This window comes from Shewanella cyperi (assembly GCF_017354985.1).
Taxonomy (GTDB): Bacteria; Pseudomonadota; Gammaproteobacteria; order Enterobacterales; family Shewanellaceae; genus Shewanella; species Shewanella cyperi.
This window is the reverse complement of record NZ_CP071501.1, coordinates 1,604,887-1,618,285: the sequence shown is the minus strand read 5'-3', so window position 1 is coordinate 1,618,285 and position 13,399 is coordinate 1,604,887. Positions and strand designations below refer to the sequence as shown.

Annotated in this window: 11 protein-coding genes; 2 read left to right on the top strand and 9 right to left on the bottom strand. The window is 55.5% G+C overall.

Annotated features, from left to right (window positions below; all coding sequences use genetic code 11):
• Positions 1-55 precede the first annotated feature (55 nt).
• From JYB84_RS06845 to JYB84_RS06820, 6 genes are all read right to left on the bottom strand, one after another.
• Positions 56-2,023: an Ig-like domain-containing protein gene (locus JYB84_RS06845; protein ID WP_207322676.1), complete on the bottom strand. Its 1,968-nt coding sequence runs from the start codon at positions 2,021-2,023 to the stop codon at positions 56-58.
• A 452-nt stretch (positions 2,024-2,475) separates the two neighbouring features.
• A complete protein-coding gene (locus JYB84_RS06840; protein ID WP_207322675.1) occupies positions 2,476-3,201 on the bottom strand; it encodes a BUD32 family EKC/KEOPS complex subunit in 726 nt (241 codons plus the stop codon).
• A 227-nt stretch (positions 3,202-3,428) separates the two neighbouring features.
• A complete protein-coding gene (locus JYB84_RS06835) occupies positions 3,429-3,608 on the bottom strand; it encodes a Trm112 family protein (RefSeq protein WP_207322674.1) in 180 nt (59 codons plus the stop codon).
• Positions 3,598-4,602, bottom strand: a complete 1,005-nt coding sequence (gene lpxK, locus JYB84_RS06830; protein WP_207322673.1) for a tetraacyldisaccharide 4'-kinase — start codon at positions 4,600-4,602, stop codon at positions 3,598-3,600. The genes JYB84_RS06835 and lpxK overlap by 11 nt, the downstream gene beginning before the upstream one ends.
• A 1-nt stretch (position 4,603) precedes the next feature.
• Positions 4,604-6,412 carry a lipid A export permease/ATP-binding protein MsbA gene (gene msbA / locus JYB84_RS06825; protein ID WP_207322672.1) on the bottom strand — a complete coding sequence of 603 codons (1,809 nt, stop codon included), beginning with the start codon at positions 6,410-6,412 and terminating at the stop codon, positions 4,604-4,606.
• 33 nt (positions 6,413-6,445) lie between these two features.
• Positions 6,446-8,731, bottom strand: coding sequence for a DNA internalization-related competence protein ComEC/Rec2 (locus JYB84_RS06820; RefSeq protein WP_207322671.1), 2,286 nt, complete (start codon positions 8,729-8,731; stop codon positions 6,446-6,448).
• A gap of 29 nt (positions 8,732-8,760) precedes the next feature.
• Here JYB84_RS06820 and JYB84_RS06815 point away from each other — a divergent pair, with 29 nt between their 5' ends.
• Positions 8,761-9,267: a DUF2062 domain-containing protein gene (locus tag JYB84_RS06815; RefSeq protein ID WP_207322670.1), complete on the top strand. Its 507-nt coding sequence runs from the start codon at positions 8,761-8,763 to the stop codon at positions 9,265-9,267.
• An 88-nt stretch (positions 9,268-9,355) separates the two neighbouring features.
• Here the strand turns inward: JYB84_RS06815 and JYB84_RS06810 are convergent, their stop codons facing one another.
• From JYB84_RS06810 to JYB84_RS06800, 3 genes are all read right to left on the bottom strand, one after another.
• Positions 9,356-10,624 (bottom strand): lipoprotein-releasing ABC transporter permease subunit, encoded by a 1,269-nt coding sequence (locus JYB84_RS06810; protein ID WP_407696019.1) that lies wholly within the window; start codon positions 10,622-10,624, stop codon positions 9,356-9,358.
• The gene (gene lolD, locus JYB84_RS06805; protein WP_207322669.1) at positions 10,621-11,310 is read right to left on the bottom strand and encodes a lipoprotein-releasing ABC transporter ATP-binding protein LolD; all 690 of its coding nucleotides are present in this window, start codon (positions 11,308-11,310) and stop codon (positions 10,621-10,623) included. The genes JYB84_RS06810 and lolD overlap by 4 nt, the downstream gene beginning before the upstream one ends.
• Positions 11,311-11,448: 138 nt before the next feature.
• Positions 11,449-12,681: a lipoprotein-releasing ABC transporter permease subunit gene (locus JYB84_RS06800; protein WP_207322668.1), complete on the bottom strand. Its 1,233-nt coding sequence runs from the start codon at positions 12,679-12,681 to the stop codon at positions 11,449-11,451.
• 94 nt (positions 12,682-12,775) lie between these two features.
• Between JYB84_RS06800 and JYB84_RS06795 the strand changes: the two genes are divergently transcribed.
• Positions 12,776-13,342 (top strand): hypothetical protein, encoded by a 567-nt coding sequence (locus tag JYB84_RS06795; RefSeq protein WP_207322667.1) that lies wholly within the window; start codon positions 12,776-12,778, stop codon positions 13,340-13,342.
• Positions 13,343-13,399: the final 57 nt, after the last annotated feature.

Below are 13,399 nucleotides of genomic sequence, written 5' to 3'. Positions count from 1 at the left end.
GCAAAAAGGGCCGGATGACCGGCCCTTTTCTTATTTTATTGTTACTTGTTACTTGTTACTTGCTGCGACCTTTGCCGCCGGTAGTACCGGTGGTGCCACCGTCGGTAGTGCCACTGCTATCGGGTGACAGGGTCACTGTCGCAGTAGCAGTCAGCTCACCGTCAGTGATGGTGTAGCTGAAACTGTCGCTACCCTTGAAACGCTTGCCTGGAGTATAGGTCAGGCTGTTGTCAGCATTGACCTTAACACTGCCGTAACGACCTTGAGTAGTACTGTATATCTGCAGTGCGTCTCCTTCAGCATCACTATCATTGGCCAATACAACAATCTTGATGCTGGCGGTGCCAGAGGTCAGGACTGCGTCATCCTGGGCAACGGGGGCACTGTTGCTGCTTTGCGCTATAACACTCAGGCTACCGGTTTTGCTCACAGCTGCAGACTCTTCGGCACGTTGCGCTGTCACTTTCCAGCTATGGGTACCGCTTGCCAGGGCATCCGCAGTCAGGGTCAGTGCCAGGTTCACACTTTGACCTGCTGGTACTGTCACATAGCTCTGGTTCAGGCTGGTGTACAGACCGGCGTCACCCAATGAAGTCAGGTCATACACAGAGGATGGGCACAGGCTGTTGTCCTGGTTGGTCAGCTTCAGGGTAGCCTGGGCTTGATCACCGGCCAGCAGGCTGGAGACTGAAGTTACTGTGCTTACCAGAGTGCTGCCACGCTGACATTGAGCGGTATTGCCACCGAAGCTGATATCCAGTACCACAGAGTCGGCATTGGAGGAAACCACTTCCAAACGCACACCTTGCTGCTCAAAAACTTGTCCGGGTGCCAGGCTGATGTCGTCCCAATCGTAGCTGGTGCTGTTTGGGGTTGGGTCCAGCAGATAGCCACTGGCAGGGTTGTTGTCGGCACCTTCACGCAACCGGACTCCGTTAAGGAAGTTTGAAGCTTCGGTAGCCAGTGAACTGTCAAAACCTACCGCCTGACGATATTCAACATAGTAGTAAAGTGGCTGACCGTTCTCGTCTGTGCCGTTGGCAATACGCAGGGCCTGAGGGAAGCTGCCGGCATCGGTTTCAACGGCAGAAAGGGTAACACGGCTGTCACTGGTGACGGTCACCATGCGGCCCTGCATCCAACCCAGCAACTGCTTGTTGAAAGAGGTAAAGTGCTTGGGAGTATTGGTGCCACTCATGGCTGCCAGGTAATCACCATATTCATAGACAGTGCACTGTGAGCTGGGCTTGGTGGTCAAATCAGCACAGTCTTTCTTATTGGCGTGATACAGACCCAGGTTGTGGCCCAGTTCATGGTTGATGGTCGACAGTTGCACACGCTTGATCCAGCTGCGCTTGCCATTGACGTTGGCCTTTCCTGACCAGGTGCACTTGGGATGCGTTGGGATCAGGTACATCACGTGATCGAAACCATCGATATTGTAACCACGACGTACCAGCTCGGCATCGGCCGCAGCTGCCACTACGTCGGTATTACACACGGACACATCCACATCCACGGTCACAGGATCCGCCACAGAACCGCCAAGTGACATGGCACCATATGAATTTTCGCTGAAGAAAGCTGAAGAATCCTGCATCACCATGGCATCGATATCGGCCACAGTGAATCGCACTATAGGATTGACCGCGAAATTAACCTCGGCCACCAGCACACTGTGGGTGCCACTGACGGCGGCAGTGCTCTGATTCAGACTGGTAGACTGGGTCTGAGTCTCGGTTGACTGCAGTAAGGAGATCCCCTCCTCTTCAACCTGGAATTGTTTGCCCTTGGCTTGGCCAAACACCCTTACCTTTTGACCGGGCTTGACCCAGTCAGGCTTTTGGCTGAATGCCAGTTGGTGTATTTCGCCATTGGCGCCTTTGAGTTTGTACTGCTGCACGGCGTGCTCATTGAAGTCTTCAAAATCCAGCAACAGCTGGCCTTCAAGTTTCAAGGGGGCAGCGTATGCAAACTGGCTCAGTGACAGGGTGGCAAGCAACATCAGGGCGGAATTTTTCATCTTACATCTCTTTTGGGCAAAACAAGTCCCCTCGTGCTCAAACAGCAAGTGTTTGGGCTGTCTCGGATTTGTTTGTGATTACTACGGGAAGTCAGCTGCGCTTCTGGAAATCCTATCCGCCGATTGAAACGCTTTTCTTCACTTTACCCAAATCTCTGTGGATCTGTTCGGCAGGAACATTCTATAAAGAATCGATTTAATTTGTATATAGGGTTAAACCCAGTATTTTCGCGGGTTTCAGCCCTTTTCCTTGTAAAACAACCAATAAGATTGATTAAAATTTATACTGGTTTGACCAGACGAAATTTTGACCATTTTCCGTTAGTTAGCAGTGTCAAAAAAAGGAAAAGTGCTTTTTTTTCGAGAAACAGGACTTTATTGCAGTGTGTCAATAAAAAGTCGCTTGACTGGAATTTGACACCCCATTTTCAGGGGTGTCAAAAGAAGTGTGCTCAGGCGCAGCCAGGTGTGTGTTTAAAGTGATCCAAGACCCAATAAACGGGACGCAGATCACGACCTCCCCGGTGACGGAGTGGCTTGAGGAAAGGGCGCAACCATTGCCATTTTTTCAGCCGTTTTTGCGCCGCCAGCCAAACATGGTGGCAGCCATTACGACAGTACTGGCCTATGGCCTCGATAATCATCTCGCGTCTGGGTCCCAGGTAGCGATACAGGCTGTGCACAAAGACCAGCAGATCCCGGGTTTGCTGCCTGAGTAAATCTTTACCCAGCTGACTGGCTTCGAAATCGATAAAGGTGACCTTCCCCTGCTGCCAGCCTATGTCCCTCAGCGCCGGCCGCCCATGAGCCAATTGCAGCTTATGCAATCCTGCCAACGCGCCGGCAGCATCATTCAAAATAGACTGCAGCGATGGCTGCCCTTCCACTGTCAACCAACGGTTCAGCGTGATCCCGGCATCTTCCAGCACCAGATAGTCGTTGCCGGCATCAACCAGCCGGGGAACCGGCGCCTGCTTATCCCCAAGCAACTTAAGAGCAGCAATTTCCCGCTGCAACGCCTCTTTGGGATCTGACTTCATAAAACGCATGGCCCCTTCAAGCTTTTCAGCCTGCTTCAGCCAATATTTTTTTCCATGGTATTCAAATGGCGTGATGCGATTGCCACGATGATGTTGCAGTACATTGGATACGAGTTGAGAAAATTCTGCGTCTTCCACCTCTGGACTCCTTTCCCCAGCTGAAAGTGCAAATTATTGTGACGCTTGAGTGGAAACTCAATAAGAATTAAGCGTTATTCACTGACTTTTACCATGATAACAATCTGTATTAACCACAAATTTACAGATATCCAGCTTTATTAAATCCTCCAGAAAGAATTTTAAAGACAACTGCCAACGGAAAAACAACAACGCCCTCAAGGGAGGGCGTATGAAGGCGTTGTGCATCAGTTCTCTGGCTGCCAGGGGACAGCGCGATTTGCCAGCAGCACAGGGATCCCTTCCGTGATGGGATAGGCCAAACGATCGACCTTGCAAATCAATTGCTGCGCCTGCTTATCATACTCAAGTTTGCCCTTGCACACGGGGCAGGCCACTATGTCCAACAGTTTTTTATCAAAAGCCATTTCTCTGTCCTTTCTTGTTGGCGGCGGCCTTGGCCACCGCAGCCACTAATTGCCTGTCGAATTCAATCGGGAAATTTGCCGTGACCGGCAAATACCACCAGTTGTCTTTGGCAAAGCCAAGGCACTTGATGGCATCTTTCTCCGTCATCAACAGCGGCAGCCCGTCACCGAATGCAGCCAAATCTGCAATCGTCAGGGCCTGATGATCGTTAAAGGCCTGAACCTTATCCAAAATGAAGCCAAGGCCATTTAAAGTATCAAAAAATCGCTGTGGATTGCCTATGCCGGCAAAGGCATTGACCTGTTGCCCAGGTTCCGGGGCAGCGTGCCCGGCCATCAGGCTTTGCAATGGTCCCGGCTCCAGGGTCATGGCCCACTCACCGGCCGAGGGTTTGCCGCCGTTATTGAGCACAAAATCCACCTGTTGCAGACGCCACGGCAACTCTCTCAAGGGGCCTGCCGGCAGCAACCAGCCATTTCCCAGACGACGTTGACCATCAATAAGCGCCAGCTCTATATCCCGTCCAAGACGGTAGTGTTGCAAGCCGTCATCACAAATGATGACATCCACACCACAGCCGTTAAGCAGGGCTTTGGCCGCGGCCACCCTGTCTCTGCCGACCACCATGGGCACACAGGTGCGCGCTACTATCATGGCCGGCTCGTCGCCCACTTCGCTTGCCGACGCCCCCGAGAGCACAGCACGAACACCCTTGATATCAGCGCCATAACCTCGGCTGATCACCCCGGGGGTATAGCCCTCACGGCGCAACAACTCAATAAGATGGATAACCGTAGGGGTCTTGCCACTACCGCCGGCGGTAATGTTGCCAACCACAATGACAGGCACAGGTAAGATGACGGTTTGTTTGACGCCCAACCGAAACAGCAGGCGCCTAATGGCGCTCACCAGCCAAAACAACAGCGACAAGGGCGCCAACAACCACTTACCGGGCTTGTTCTCATACCAAATGGCATGGATCCACTGCTGCATATCAGCCACTGAACTGCATTTGGTACAACTTGGCGTACATGCCATCTTTGGCCAGCAGCTCGGCATGGTTGCCGCGCTCTACCACCCTGCCCTGATCCACCACCAGAATTTCATCGGCGCTTTCTATGGTTGACAGCCTGTGGGCTATCACCACAGAGGTGCGATTGTGACGCAAATTGTCCAGCCCCTGCTGTATCGCCTTCTCGGACTCGGTATCCAGCGCCGAGGTCGCCTCGTCGAGAATAAGCACCGGTGCATTGCGCAGGATGGCGCGGGCAATGGCGATACGCTGACGTTGGCCACCGGAAAGCAGCACACCGTTTTCGCCCACCTGGGTATCCAGACCTTGGGGCAAGTCTTTGATGAACTCCATGGCGTGTGCCAGGGTCGCCGCCTGCTCAATCTGCCCGCGGGTGACTTCACCCGGATAGGCATAGGCTATGTTATTGGCGATGCTGTCGTTGAACAGGGTCACCTGCTGGGACACCAGCGCCACCTGACTGCGCAGGTTCGCCAGTTGATAATCGTAGATGCTGACATCATCAAGCAGGATATCGCCCTGCTCAAGCCCCGAATAGAAGCGGCTCACCAGGCTGGCGATGGTGGACTTACCCGAGCCCGAGCGCCCCACCAGCGCCAGGGTACGGCCGGGCTTCACTTCAAAGCTGATGTCATCCAGCGCCAGGCGCTCCTGGCCTTCATAACGGAATTTAACCTTGTCAAAGGTCAGCTTGCCGTTAACCCGCTCACAGTGATAATGGCCCTTATCGCTCTCAGACGGAGTGTCGAGCAGCTCAAAAACCGTGGTACAGGCGGCGATGCCGCGCTGGAATTCGGCATTGACCCGGGTCAGGTTTTTAATCGGTTGCAACATGGCCAACATGGCCGCCAATACCGCGGCAAAGGTACCCGCGGTCAGCTCATGCTTGAGACTGTCGAGGCTGGCGGCATAGATAACAAACGCCAGCGCAAAGGAGCCTATGATCATGATGAGAGGTTGGCTGATGGCCTGGGCCACCGCCAGCTTCATATTCTGATGGCGGTTCTGATCGTTAACCTTGGCAAACCTTTGTCGCTCCGTCTCCTGGCCACCAAAGGCGAGCACGTTTTTATGCCCCTTGACCATCTGCTCGGTCGTCGCCGTCACACCGCCCATGGCGGTTTGGATTTGTTTGGACACCTTGCGGAAACGGCGGCTCACGGTCGCTATCACCCAACCTATGATGGGGCCTACCACAATAATGCACAGGGACAGCTTCCAGGAGGAATAGAACATCAGCACCAGCATACCTATAACGGTAATGCTGTCACGGACAATGGAGATCAGCGCACTGCCGGAGGCCCTGGCAATCTGCTCGGTATCAAAGGTGACCCGGGAAATCAGGTTACCGGCATTTTCCCTGTCCATGTAGCTCACGGGCAGCGTCAGGTAGTGATTAAATACCTGCTGGCGCAAATCCATAATGAGTCTGGCACTCATATAGGAAATACCATAGGTGGAGACAAAGTTGGCCAAACCGCGCAGGGTAAACATCCCCACCACCACGAACGGCGCCATCAGCAACACGTCTGAACCTGAGCCAAAGCCCTTGTTTGCTTCCATGGCCAGGCCCATGCCCTGAACCTGGGGAGTGGATCCATTAAAACCTTTGTCGATGAAAGGTTGAATGAAGGCGATAAACAGGGTGTCTACTGCGCCATAAGTAATGAGTCCAAGTAGCGACATTACAAAGATGGATTTCATCGGCTTGAGATAGCCCAGCAGACGCCGGAAAACCACCCATACTTCATTCTTGGCAGATGTTGTCATTGAAAAGTCTGAAATAATAACAAAGGCTGCATTCTACTCCGGATTGGACGAGTCACCAACTCCAAAGCGGCGGTTATACCAAAATGGCGCCAGCTCACTGCGATAGCCCCGCACCCGAACCTGACTGCCATCAAATTCAAAGCTGAGTTGGCCACTGTCACCTGTGACATAAACTGCGCTGCCGGAAGCCCGGTAACGCTCAACTATGTCGGCTTTGGGAAAGCCATATCTGTTTCCCGCGCCGGCAGCAAACACAGTCTTCTCGGGCTGCACCCGGGCGATAAACTCCTTGCCGGATGAAGTGCGGCTGCCATGGTGGGGTGCCACCAGCAAAGTAGCCGAAGGCAAAACAGCCATCATGGCGAGTTCGGCTTCCCTTTCAATATCACCGGGTAACAACAGGCTCTGCCCGCCCCCGCCGATATGCAGCACACAGGAGCCGTTGTTCCCCACCCGCCCCGCAGGTTGCGAAGCGGGCCACAGGAAAGACAAGGACAGAGCATGCCATTTAAGCGTTCCCGGCCTGCAAGGCTCGGCATCCGGCCAGGGACCGTCTGAGATTAACCGGTCAACCGCCACATTGCGCTTAATCACCTCAAGCCCACCGGCATGGTCATTATCTTCATGACTGACAATCAGATAATCCAGCCTGGAGATGCCCCGACTGTGCAGAAAGGGCACTATGACCCGTTCGGCATAGCTGAAATCGTCACCAAAAGCCGCCCCGGTATCGTATAACAAGGCGCCATGATCTTGTTCCACCACGACTGCCAGCCCCTGTCCCACATCCAGCACATGTGCACGCCAGCTGTCAGCGGACCGAGTAGAAACCAGGACCGCCAGCAGCAAGGGCAACACAAAAACAGTGGCCAACCACCGACTCCAGTGGCTATTCAGGCGCCACAGCATCCATGCCAGGGGCACAAACAAGAGCGCAGCCCCCTGCGCATCGGCCAGGGGCCACCAGGCCAGCGGCAATGTCTGGACTGCATCGAGCAAACGGACAAAGGGCCACAGCGCGGCATTGGCGGGCTGAAACAGCAGATCAATGGGCAAATCCAGAGGCATCAGGATCAAGGCGCCCATCAGTCCCGCCATGGTCAGGGGGATCACCACCAGTGAGAACCAGGGCACCATCAACAGGTTCATCCACACGCCGTGAAGGCCTAGCCCACCAAATAACAAGCCCTGCACCAGCGCCAGCCCCAGGGACAAGGCCAGCTGCAAACGTAAAAATTGCTTCAGCCGCATCCTTATACCGCTATGCTCTGAGGCCAGGGCATTCTCAACCGTCAACAAGATGATGGCGATGGCACAGAATGACAGCCAGAGTCCGCCCCCCAGTATGGCCAGCGGATCCCACAGCAGCACAAAGAACAAGGCCCACAACAGCCGCTCCCAAGGTGAGGCAAAACGTTTCATCAGGCTCAGTAGCATCAGCAACAGCAACATTACCAGTGCCCTTTGTGTAGCCAGTCCCATGCCGGCAAGCCAGCCATAGCCAATGACGGCAAGGGCTGCAAAGACCATGGCCAACAACAGATTCCGCCTTGTTGGCGTGGGGAAAAACCGCTGCAACAGAAAAAATACCAAGCCATAAATCCAGGCTGCCACCACCGACAGGTGCAAGCCGGAAATTGTCACCAAATGCCCTGTGGCACTTATTCTCAGCGCTTGCCACAGCTCCGGAGCAAACTCATTCCTGTCTCCGCTCAACAAGGCTTGCAGCAAGTCCCTGTGACTGAGTGACGCCAACCCTGTATCGAGGCGGTTGACCAGGACCGTTCGAAATGCGGTGGAAGGCGCCAGACGTTCGGCCCTGAGCACTGTCGCCCGCGCTCCTATATGTTTGGCAAGCAACTGACGCTGGCCATTGAATCCCCCCTGATTGAGCACAGAATCAATGGCTTTGAACCTTAACAACAAGCGCCAACGTTCACCCGCTTGCACCAAAGGAGCCTCTTTCCAGGAAAGGCGTACCTTTTGGCTAACTCTCACTCCGGGAGGTAAAATTAATTGTGGTTTAACTATTCGAATATCTATATGCTGCCAGTCGCTCCTGCCACTGGCCGGTGATATGATTTCGGCCTCGACACTGACGGGCTCATTGCCCCAGTGATGCTCCGGTTGGATAACGTACTGCACATAGAGACTTATCCAGGTCGCCCCGAGCAGGGCACCGGCTAGCAGAGGTTTTTGTCTGAGCAGCCCTACCCCACCCAAAACTGTCACAGGGATGAGGTACCATGGCAACAACTGCGGCCACAGCAGCGCAGACAACACCAGGGCGCAAAAGCCCAGCATAAATGGATTGGTCACAGAAGAAAGTTAAGACAGCATTTCAGCCTATGCCAAAAAAGTTCATTCAGAGGTTCATGCCCAAACCCGAGTCGCTGCGCGACCACAAGCATTTGCAGATTTTCGGCACCCTGCTGCACAAGCCCAATCTGTGGCATCTGAACCGTAAATCGGCACCCGGCGCTTTTGCCGTCGGCTTGCTTTGTGCCTGGGTCCCCATCCCTTTTCAGATGGTGCTGGCCGCCGCGCTGGCAATCGTCTTCAACGTCAATCTGCCTGTGTCCGTGGCTCTGGTGTGGCTAACCAATCCGCTGACCATGCCGGTGATGTTCTATGGTGCTTACTTGCTGGGTGCCAGACTGCTCGGCCATACGCCACAACAGTTTGCCTTTGAGCTCAGCTGGCACTGGCTGGAATCGTCCCTGGCCACCATAGGCCCGCCATTCCTGCTGGGTTGTGCCGTGATAGGTATTGTCAGCTCCCTGTTGGGTTATTTTGTGATCCACAATCTGTGGAAGTATTCGGTGCTGTTTAAATGGCGCAAACGCTATAAGTGACAGCCAATAAAAAACGCGCTCTGAGGCGCGTTTTTTATTGGCTGGCTGTGGTCTCTACTTGGTCAAATCCAGCTTGTTCAAGACCAGTTCAGCGACCCGCCAGGGCCGCTGCCGGTGCCGTTTTGCTGGCCTTGATGGCGGGATACAGGGTCGCCAACAGACTCATGACAAGTGCCATCACACTGGCCCAGACCACATCCTGCCACATCAGCTCCGACGGCAAAAAGTCGATGAAGTACACGTCGGCTGACAGCAGTTTTACCCCAAACAGCGACTCGAGACCGGCGGCCAGTTGCGGCAGCTTCCAGGCAATACCCGTCCCCAAGGCCACACCTAAAGCCGTGCCGAGCAGACCGCTGACGGCACCGTGCACCATAAACAGCAGCACTATGGCCTGACGACGGATCCCCATGGTCATCAAAATGGCAATTTCCGCGGTCTTGTCACGCACCGCCATCACCAGGGTCGACACTATGTTGAAACAGGCCACGGCGATCACCAGCGCCAGCACCAGATACATCAGGGTCCGTACCAGCTGGATATCCTGATACAGGTGTCCCTGGGTGCGGGTCCAGTCGCTCATATAGACATATTGCTGCTGGCTGAAACCCAGCTCGCGAATGAGCCTGGGAGCCGAAAACACATTCTCGACCGCAATCCGCACGCCGCTGACCTTGTCGCCGAACTCCAGCAAGCCGGCAAGATAGTCCATGGACACATAACCCGTGCCAAGTTCCAGCTCACCACCCAGCTTGAAGGTCCCTGCCAGCACGAATCTGTGACTGCGCGCCGCCCCCAGGCGTCCGGTTTTACCGGCCGCCAGATCCGGCACGTACAGCACCAGACTGTCGCCCGGGGCCAAACCAAGTTTGTCGGCCAACGCCTTGCCGAGCACTATGCTGTCGTCCTTGCGTCCGAGTGCCTGCCAATGCTCCTTGGCCATATAGTTGGCGATACCTGAGACCTTGGGCTCCTGGGTTGTGTCAATGCCCACCAGATTGAGTCCCTGAAATCCGCCGGGCTTTTGTACCAGCCCCTGCAGGCGGATAAAAGGCGCCGCGCCGCGGATCCCCGGGATTTTCATGGCATCAATGGCCATGGCGTGCCAGTCCTGAACGGGCTCATTGACCCCGGTCAGCTCCGCATGGGGCACCACGTCGAGAAAGCGCCGCTCCAGTTCGCCCTCAAACCCGTTCATGGCCGATTGCACTATGATGAGCACGGCCACACCGAGGGCAATACCCGCGGTGGAGGCGAAGGCGATAAAGCTGATAAAACTGTTGGACTGGCGGGCACGGTAAAAGCGCCAACCGAGCCAGAAGGCCATGCTCAAGGGCATCTTATTGGCTTGGCTCATGCCGAAACCGCCTGCCACAGACAACCATCCTGCATCTTGAGCTGCCGGTCCATCTTGGCCGCCAGATTATTGTCATGGGTGACAATCACGAACGCCGTACCCAATTGGGCCGCCAGCTCGCGGATCAGGTGATAAACAGCATCGCCGCTGTGAGCGTCCAGGTTACCCGTGGGTTCATCGGCCAGCACCAGCTTGGGATCATTGACCAGGGCGCGGGCGATGGCCACCCGTTGCCGCTCGCCGCCGGACAGCTCAGATGGCGCGTGTTGCAGCCTGTGACCGAGCCCAACCCGTTCCAGCAAGGCCACGGCTTTTTGCTCCGCCTCCTGCTTGCCCTTGCCGGCTATCCGCGCTGGCATGGCCACGTTTTCGATGGCGCTGAATTCCGGCAACAAATGATGGAATTGATAAATAAAGCCCAGATCCCGATTGCGGATCTGCGCCTGTCTCGCGGCACCGACGGCATAGATATCCTCACCCGCCAGGATCACCTTGCCACTGCTGGGCGCATCCAGGGTGCCCATGATGTGCAGCAAGGTACTCTTGCCCGAGCCCGAACTGCCAACTATGGCCAGTTGCTCGCCGCGATAGACCTCAAGATCCACCTCACTGAGCACCCGGGTGTCTATGTTGCCTTCGCGGTAATGTTTGCTGACTTTATCGACCTTGAGCAATATGTCCTGCATCTGTCTCTCTCTTGCATGCCGACACCAATGTCGGCAACTGGTGGGTGCCTCGGCGCCCAATTAAATTCAATACGTTATTTGTCGCGTGGCTTATTCATAGCGCCCTTTATTCATAGAGCCCTTTATTCACAGCGCCTTTTATTCATAACGCAGGGCTGTTGCCGGCTGCACCCCGGCGGCACGCAGCGCCGGATACAGGGTAGCGCCGAGGCTCAAAAGCACTGTGCCCGCGACGATAAGCCCAAGCTGCGACCATTGCAGCACCACGGGCAACGGCTGCCCGGGACCCAATACGGAAATGCCGAGGGTATCCAGAATGGGATTGATATTGAAGGTCATCACTGTGCCCACCAGCAGGCCCAGCAGCAGGCCAAGCAAGGCGTTAAGCGAGCCCTGCACCATAAAAATGCCCATCACAGCCAAAGTACCCAGTCCCTGGGTGCGCAGCACGGCCACATCCGTGGTCTTGTCCACCACCATCATCACCAGTGCCGACACTATGTTGAAAGCCGCCACCGCTACTATCAGGCTCAGCATCAGCGACATCATGTTCTTTTCCATCTTGACCGCAGAGAACAGGTGGCCGTAGCTGTCACGCCAATCGCTGATGCTGACCTCCTGCCCCACGGAGTGCAGTTTGTCCTGCAATTTTGGTGTCAGTTCAACCACAGCGAAGGGGTCGTCCAGATACAGGCGCAGACTGTCTATCACCTGCGCCGGCCGGCGCATCAGGCGCCGAGCATCTGCCAAATGTACGAAGGCGCTGTTGGCATCCACGGGGGACCCCATCTGGAACACCCCCGCCACCACAAATTTGCGCTGACTCGGCACAGGGCCCAAAGGCGAGTAAACCACACCATCGCCGCTCAGCACCCGCACAGTATCGCCGGCGGCGACATCGAGCTGATTGGCCAGTACAGAGCCAAGAATGATCCTAAACTCGCCCGGCTCCAGGGCATCGAAGGCATCGGCATAGCTGTGGGACATCACAGCCGACAGTTGCCGCTCAGCATCCGGCACTATGCCTTGCAGCTGCACCGCGCTGATATTGCTCGGAGACTGCACCATGGCCTGGGTTGCGGCAAAAGGCACCACGCCACGCACCCCGGGAACTGCCAATATGGGTTCTCGCAGGGATTGCCAGTCCTCGAATCCCTGCTCCTGCTGCAGTATGAGTTGCGGCACGGCGCCGAGAATGCGCTGCTTGAGTTGGTCCTCAAGGCCATTCATGACCGAGCTGACCAGGATAAGGGCAGTCACCCCGAGAAAAATGCCACTGACGGCAAACAGGGTAATAAAAGAGGCAAATGCATTGGCCTTGCGCGAACGCCAATAGCGGTAGCCGATAAACAGGGCTGGCGCTGGAGTCATGGGACCTTGGGGGCTTCCTGGGCAGTGATCTTGCTAAATCATTAAGATGGGCACGATAATAGGGACAATACTCCCATAAATAAAGAGGCAAGCCTTGCAAACCGATCCCGATGCCTTCTTCAGTGTGCCTCATACCTTCCGTATTTATGCCCGCCCCTGGACCGAGTCTGCGCTGCCGGACGATGCCGCCCTGGCGGAACTGAGATCCATGGGCATGCAATTGCTCAATGAAGCCAAGGCCCTGGAGGCCACCAGCCTGATGCAGTTACGGCAGCTGGGTTCCGATACCAAGGCCCTGGTGGACTACCTCAAGCTGCAGTCGCGCAAGGTGGATATGGTGCTGCATTATGTGCTGGCCAACGATCCCCACGAAGGTGAGCCCCTGGCCGGGCTGCGTTTCGGCGGCAGCGGTGTCACCCTGCGCTCGCCCACTGCCATGGCCGATGGCAGCCGCCACCTGCTGACCCTGTATATCCGCGAAGAACTGATTGCCCTGCTCTGTGTCGCCGAAGTGCGCCACTGCGTGCATGAGGATGACGGCTTCCGGGTGACTCTGGAATTTGTCGCCATCAGTGATGCCGATACCGAACAACTGGTGCGCGCCAGCCTCAGCGTGCAACAGAAACAACTCAAGCTGCGCAAACAGCAGCAGGAAGGCTGACCCAGCACAGGTTTAACTGGCACAGCCGGGGGCAAGTCACTACAATGCCCCCAGGTT

What these genes read in the sequence shown, in the direction of transcription:
- JYB84_RS06800 (WP_207322668.1), bottom strand. Translation starts at nt 12,681, where the DNA reads ATGACTCCAGCGCCAGCCCTGTTTATCGGCTACCGCTATTGGCGTTCG.
- JYB84_RS06835 (WP_207322674.1), bottom strand. Translation starts at nt 3,608, where the DNA reads ATGGCTTTTGATAAAAAACTGTTGGACATAGTGGCCTGCCCCGTGTGC.
- JYB84_RS06845 (WP_207322676.1), bottom strand. Translation starts at nt 2,023, where the DNA reads ATGAAAAATTCCGCCCTGATGTTGCTTGCCACCCTGTCACTGAGCCAG.
- JYB84_RS06815 (WP_207322670.1), top strand. Translation starts at nt 8,761, where the DNA reads ATGCCAAAAAAGTTCATTCAGAGGTTCATGCCCAAACCCGAGTCGCTG.
- lpxK (WP_207322673.1), bottom strand. Translation starts at nt 4,602, where the DNA reads ATGCAGCAGTGGATCCATGCCATTTGGTATGAGAACAAGCCCGGTAAG.
- lolD (WP_207322669.1), bottom strand. Translation starts at nt 11,310, where the DNA reads ATGCAGGACATATTGCTCAAGGTCGATAAAGTCAGCAAACATTACCGC.
- msbA (WP_207322672.1), bottom strand. Translation starts at nt 6,412, where the DNA reads ATGACAACATCTGCCAAGAATGAAGTATGGGTGGTTTTCCGGCGTCTG.
- JYB84_RS06810 (WP_407696019.1), bottom strand. Translation starts at nt 10,624, where the DNA reads ATGAGCCAAGCCAATAAGATGCCCTTGAGCATGGCCTTCTGGCTCGGT.